Origin of the sequence: Caballeronia sp. LZ034LL (assembly GCF_031451215.1) — a bacterium.
Lineage (GTDB): Bacteria > Pseudomonadota > Gammaproteobacteria > Burkholderiales > Burkholderiaceae > Caballeronia.
The window spans coordinates 1-6695 of sequence record NZ_JARUXR010000008.1; the positions used below are offsets into that span (position 1 = coordinate 1).

General features: G+C 60.2%; 3 protein-coding genes. 1 reads left to right on the top strand and 2 read right to left on the bottom strand.

All coding sequences use genetic code 11. The features are described from left to right. Window positions 1-205: 205 nt before the first annotated feature. Window positions 206-736: a hypothetical protein gene (locus tag QCE83_RS34895; protein ID WP_309821443.1), complete on the top strand. Its 531-nt coding sequence runs from the start codon at window positions 206-208 to the stop codon at window positions 734-736. A gap of 247 nt (window positions 737-983) precedes the next feature. Here QCE83_RS34895 and QCE83_RS34900 read toward each other — a convergent pair whose 3' ends face one another. Together QCE83_RS34900 and QCE83_RS34905 are read right to left on the bottom strand one after the other, a co-directional pair. Beyond that, window positions 984-4196 carry a hypothetical protein gene (locus QCE83_RS34900; RefSeq protein WP_309821445.1) on the bottom strand — a complete coding sequence of 1071 codons (3213 nt, stop codon included), beginning with the start codon at window positions 4194-4196 and terminating at the stop codon, window positions 984-986. Window positions 4197-4389: 193 nt separating this feature from the next. Further along, window positions 4390-6695 (bottom strand): hypothetical protein (locus QCE83_RS34905; protein WP_309821447.1); only part of this gene is annotated, 2306 nt, incomplete at its 5' end.

A 6695-nucleotide genomic window follows, 5' to 3' on the forward strand; every position in this document is an offset into this window, starting at 1 on the left:
CGTGTTCGTTGATGGGTTCGCAGGCTGAGCGGGCGATGACGTGGACTGATTGGCGGGAGTGATCGTTGTGGTCACTTTGTTCGTCGGTTCTTTCTCCGTGAGCGTGAGCTCCCCTGCGGATGCATTGGTTTGCGTGGAGGATGCGCCATTCGAGCCGTTGCCAGTTGACGGAGCAGGCGATGCTGTCGGTTGACTGGAGGTCGCCGTGTTCGTTGCCGTGTTCGCAGGCGGGGTCTGGGTGGAGGGTGCGTTACCGGTCCCGTTGCCAGATGATGGAACAGACGATTGCGGCGATGGGTTGGAGGTCGACGTGTTCGTGCTCTTATCCGTGGTTGCCGTGTTCGCGGACTGCGCCTGCGACGATCCGGACTGCCCTCCGGACGTATCAGTCGGCGTGGAAGCAGCATTACCGGGTTCGCTGTCAGGCGATGAAGACGGCGTATTGGAGGTCGTGTTCGTACCGGCCGTGTCGGCAGGCGGAATCTGCGACAACGTGGATTGCCCTTGGGGCGGATCCTTCTGCGTGGAGGAAGGGTTCTCGGCGTCGTTGCCATCGGTCTGCGGGGACGGCGTGTTATCAGCGTCGTTGCCGGTCGAAGAGGGGGGCGGGTCGTTTGTCGAGTTGTTGTTGGTGGACGTGGTGTCGTCGTCGTTGCCGCCATACTGTTGGGTGGAACCGGACGATGATGAACCGACGCTCGATACAGCCATTTCTGTGCTCCTGACAAGACAATGAACGTCGCCCGAAACGCGTCATCTTCATGGAGCGTTGGGGCGATGCGTACATTCAGTGTCCCTGTCAGTTAGCTTGCGCGGGTGATGCAGAGGTATCGTGCATGAACCGTGCTCGGCGATGTGGCGTTGCTGTGAGCACGGGAACCTCCATGCCAGGGTAGGGCGCGAGCCAGGTGTCTATCGAAGGGACATCTGCTCGCCCAGGTCAGGCGCATGCATGGCCCGCGACTCAGGCCTCGATCAGCCCGCTATATGCCCAGAAACTCCGTGATTCGTTGCATTTGACGATCCGTCAGGCCTAGCTCTTTGGAGGTCAGATAGATGCGTATCATCTCGGGCGTGATGTCGGTATAACCACGGGCCGTCAATTCCGCTTGCAGACTTGGCGGTGGCGAGCCTGTCCCGTTGAACCAGGCATCGATTGAATCGGCCTCTGCCTGGCTCAGTTTCGAGTGGTCCTCGTAGAACTGTTTCAGCTGCTGGCTTCCCCAGGAGGGCTCAGGCTCCGGGTGAGCAACGGGTGTTTGTTGCGCCGTCTCGCCCGTTTGCGGCTGGGCTTGCTGCGTGCCGACGGGCTCACCGCCCGTGCGTTGCCGCTTCGTCGGCGGCTCGGCCGGATCACGCGCGTCGTTGTCCGGAATCCATTCTTCCGTCTCACGAGAATAGTGCCCGCGCCCATTCCGAATCTGCTCAACCTGGTCTTCCGGCACGCCCGTTTCCAGGCTGATCTGCCAAGTCGGCTTGTATTGTTTGCCACCCTCGACCGTGTCGGCGTATCGCTGGAAGCTCATGCTGTAAGGCGACTGATTTGCCGGCGGCGCCGTGTCTCGCGTCTGTATTGGATCGAGATATTCAACCCACATCTGTCTCTCGGGAGACCAGTAACCATCGAGCGACTGGATTCGCTGGACCCATGCTTCCGGTATGCCCGTTGCCTGGCTGATCTGCCGGTTCGTCTTGTTCTGCGCCCGCCATTCGATGATCTGCTGATGCTGCTTCTCGGTGATCGGATAAGTATGCGAGGTCGAAACGTCGGGAAGTGCGGTCGAAGGACCTGCCCGGTCTTGCAACGGCGTCAGTTCTGGAATTGCATCGGTCGGAAGGCGATTGTCCTTCGCGAAACGCATCGCGGCTCGGCGTGTCGAAAACGCATCGCCCAAAGCATAGTCATTCGCGAGCGTTTGCAGCGGCGTGCCGTTGGAGAGTCCCGTGTAGATGCGCGAGGCGAAATTATGCAAGCCTCTCGTTTTTGACTTTTGAATCGCGCTGGATATGGGCAGTCCCGATTCAGAGGCATAGTCTCGAATCCAATCTGCGACCACGTCCACACTGAAGCCTGACTGTTCACTGATTTCTCTGAGTTCCCTTCCGTCTGCGTAAGCTTCGTAGACGGCTTTGCCCCACGAGCGATAATTTTCGCTGCCCGGCGCTCCCCCCTGCAGGCCCGTGTCCAGGTTGACTTCCCAGTTGCCCTTCTCATTGATGCGCATCTTGGGTGCATTGGGTGAACCTTCACGCGGTTGCATCTGCCAGCGATGAGCGGTGTCGTTCCAGTCCACCGGGTAGGTCTTGCCGTCCTGCTGGATGTAATGCTGGCCGCCTTCGTCGCGATACAGGCCGCGGTAGTCCGGGTCAGGGGTGAGCTTGCCGGAGGGTGAACGTGAATATTCCTCGGGCACCAGCGGGATGCCTGACGTCGAGCCTGACGTAGGGGCTGCGCTCTCCGGTACCGACGTGGAGAGTTCAGGTTTCGGCGCATTGACGGGTTCGCCATGCGCATTGGCTTCCACGGGTTTGATCTCGTCGGCGGCCTTGATCTCTTCGGCTGGCTTGAACTTCTTGAAAGGGTTGAGTTCGCCGACATTGCCAAGTTTTGGAAGCTTGATCGGGATCTCGGGTACAGGCACAACCGCCCCGACCACCGCCGATGCAAAGTCGATCCCTTGCCTGGCCCACTCGGGAAGCGACTTCGCCGGCACGATGTAGTCGACCAGCAGATTCACGCCGGGAAGGATCCCCACGAAGAAGCGGCCGAGGCCATCTTCGAGTTGCTGCCGCCAGAGCGGCAGCGGCGGAGTGTGGGCATCGAGATATTCCTTTCGGATGGGCCCGCGCTGGGACGCGGCGTGATACATGTCCTTGGCGTCGAGGATGCGACGGTCTTCCTGTTGATAGCGATACAGCATATCGGCGCCGAAGTTGCCCATGCGCGAGTTCTCGGTAGTGGTTCGCGTGGGGTCGGGCGGCAGCGGCGGTAGCTCAGGCGTGCGCCGGAAGGGATCGCTCTGTATGGCTGAAGTGGCCCATTCGGCTTTCTGGGTTGCATCGGCGGACCATTCGCGCAGCAGCTTGAAGTCGTCTGGGGATTTGCTCAGGCGGTACTGAAACTCCTGCGCGTTGCGTTCGGAGTTCAGGCCATGGGAGATGAACCAATTCAGGCGGTCAAAGGAACTCGTATTGTCGAAGCCGCTGTCCGAACCGGCGATCCACATTCCGGCAGCGTCGCGCAAGGCCTGATCGATTTCCTGATCGGCCTGCTTCCACTGCTCCTGTACGCGTGAGCGCTCCTGATCGACGAAGGCGCCAATCTGCGACTGCATGGTATGGCGCAGATCAACGGCCTGGCCGAAGATGCGCGCGCGTTCTTCGGGCGTGGCGGCCTTGTTGAACTGCTGTCCCATCTGGGCGAGCAGATCGCTCTGCTGCTGGCCGGCGTTGCCGAGATAGATCGAGCCGAAGGGCTTGCTGAACGCCATCTGCACGCGGGCGTTCGGATCGCCCATGGCCTGCAGGTAGGCTCGGCTGATCGGGTCGATGACCTGGGTGCGCATGGCATGAGCGATGCTCGTGCGCTGGTCTTCGGTGGTGGCGGCGTTGTAATAAGTGGAGCCGCCGGCGAGGGCGCCGCGATAGAAGTCGCGCCGATCGGGAGGCAAGGCATCGACTTGCTGGTTGGCCTGGGTCAACTGCTGCTCGAACCCGATGGCCTCGGAGTCCGCGCCACGCAGTGACTCGCGCTGAAGCACGGCCATGTTGCTGGCGTTGGCGGCGTCGTCGGGGATGGAGGTGTCGTTGTCGAGACGGGAGAGCAGTTGAGTTGCCTCGGCATTCGCGAGCTTCGGTGGGCTGGAGGTCGTGGTAGTTGTGGTCGTCGTCGTGTTCGCGGGCTGGGTTGGCGACAATGTCAGCTCTCCAGCGGGCGCATTGGTCTGCAAGGAGGAGGTGTTGCCCGTGCCGTTGCCGGAAGCCGCCGTGGTCGTTGATGAGCTTTCAGGCGGGATCTGCGACGACGTAGACTGCCCTCCTGAAGACGTGTCGGACGCATTGTCGGTGTCGTTGCCATCCTTCTGCGTGGAAGGCATATCAGCGGCTTCATTGCCGGTGGAAGGAGTGCCATCGTCGCTGCCGCCATATTGCTGAGTGGAAGCTGACGAAGCTGAACCAACATTCGATACAGCCATTTCGATTGCTCCTGCAAGAACATGAACATCGCCCGATACGCGTCATCTTCCTGGAGCGTTAGGGCAATGCGTGCACCTAGTGTCCTTGTCAAATGTTTGTGCGGGTGATGCAGCAATATCGCGCATGCGCCGGACGTTTCGCCGCAAGAGACGCTTCCCGGATGCGCAGCGCGCTTCGACTTCTTCCACGCTGCTATATGCAAAGGAATTCCGTGATTCGTTGCATCTGACGGACGGTCAAGACCGGGTTCTTGTCGGTGAAATACATGCGTATCATCTCCGGCGTGATGTCCGAATAGCCTCGGGCAATCAATTCCGCTTGCAGACTTGGGGGTGCAGGACCGTTCCCGTTGAACCAGGCATCAATTGAGTCGGACTCCGCCTGGCTCAATTGCGTGTGGTCCTCGTAGTACTGTCTGAGCTGCGGGCTCCCCCAGGAAGGTTCAGGTCCCGAAGGAGCAAGATGTTCTGCTTGCGCCGTGCCGCCGGTTTGCGGCTGGGGCTGCGGCGTGTCGCCGGAAGCGCCATCGGTGCGTTGCCGCTTTGCCGGCGGTTCGGCCGGATCAGGCACGTTGCCGTGTTCAATTCCTCCGTGCTCCGCCCGCATCTGCTCGATCAAGTCTTCCGGCACGCCGGTTTCCATGCTGATCTGCCAGGTCGGTTTGCGTTGATCGAAGCCATCGAAGATATCGGCGCGTTGCTGATCGTTCGGCCGATAACCCAACCGATCGGACGTGCCTTCTGCCTGAATCCTCCAGGGTCTCTCTTGCGGGAATCTGTCGGTGGGAAGGTGTTCTTCGGCCGCATATCGCCTCCCGGCTCGGAGGGCCGCCAATTCTTCGCCGTCGGTGAAATCATTCGCAACTTCAGCAAGCGGTTTGCCTTCCGAGAGCGCGTGGTATATCTGCGCGCGGCGCGCCATATAGGTTCGCTCTATCCTTCCCCCGATCCGTTGGGGTATCACCGCGCCGCTTTCGCTCATGAACCGTTCTACCCATTGCCTGGCTGAGCTTCGAGTGACGCCGAGTGCGTCCCCGATCTCAACAAAGTTTTCGCCGCGCTCATAACGTTCAAAAGCCTCTCTGAAGTCGTCGAATCGATCCACATGCCCGCTACGCTTTCGGGGTCCTGCGGAAGCAACAGGCTGTTGTTGCACGGGTCGGCTGGTAGCCGGTTGGGGTTCCCTGCTGCCGCTGGGCTCGACACCTGTGTGCAACTGCTGCGCCGGCGGCTCGGCCGGCTCATGCACATCGCCCGTCTGGATCCATTCTTGTGTCTCAGGCCAATAACGCCCGTTCCCGGCTTGAATCTTTTCTACCCAGCTTGTCAGTACGCCAGTATCCTTGCCCATTTTCTCGGTTGATTGACCCTGACTCAACCCTTCTTGAATTCTGGCGTATTGCCGCTGGCTTATGGGATAACGAATCTGATTGGGGTCCCGTTCCGGCCGGATTCGCCAAGGCCGGTCTTGCGGAATGACATCGGTTGGAAAGCCAAGAATTTCCGCAAACCACGTCGCGTTGCGATAACCGGCCAACTCATTGCCGTCGGTGTATTTGTTTGAGACTTCCTTCAGCGATTTGCCTTCCTGGAGCTCGCTGTATATTTTCGGCGCGTGCAGCCTGTATCCCTTGTCTACGGCCCCTCCTACTCGCTGGGGCCGCAGATCACCGCTTTCCTGCACATAGGTTTCTACCCATTTCTTGGCTGTCACGGGGTCGACCAGGAGTTCGTCCGCAATCTCACTCATCAGCTTCCCGCGTTCATAGAGATCGAAAGCTTGTTTGTAGGACTCGACTGGCCTTGGTCGCACTCCACCCTTCAGGCCTGTGTCCAGATCGACCTCCCAGTTGCCCTTCTCATTGATGTGCATCTTGGGTGCATTGGGCGAGCCTTCACGCGGTTGCATCTGCCAGCGATGAGCGGTGTCGTTCCAGTCCACCGGGTAGGTCTTGCCGTCCTGCTGGATGTAATGCTGGCCGCCTTCGTCGCGGTAGAGGCCGCGGTAGTCCGGGTCAGGGGTGAGCTTGCCGGAGGGTGAACGTGAATATTCCTCGGGCACCAGCGGGATGCCTGACGTCGAACCTGACGTAGGGGCTGCGCTCTCTGGCACCGACGTGGAAAGTTCAGGTTTCGGCGCATTGACGGGTTCGCCATGCGCATTGGCTTCCACGGGGTTGATCTCGTCGGCGGCCTTGATCTCTTCGGCTGGCTTGAACTTCTTGAAAGGGTTGAGTTCGCCGACATCGCCGAGTTTCGGAAGCTTGATCGGGATCTCGGGTACGGGCACAACCGCCCCGACCACCGCCGATGCGAAGTCGATGCCCTGTCTGGCCCATCCAGGAAGCGATCTGGCCGGCACGATGTAGTCGACCAGCAGATTCACGCCGGGAAGGATCCCCACGAAGAAGCGGCCGAGGCCATCTTCGAGTTGCTGCCGCCAGAGCGGCAGCGGCGGAGTGTGGGCATCGAGATATTCCTTTCGAATGGGCCCGCGCT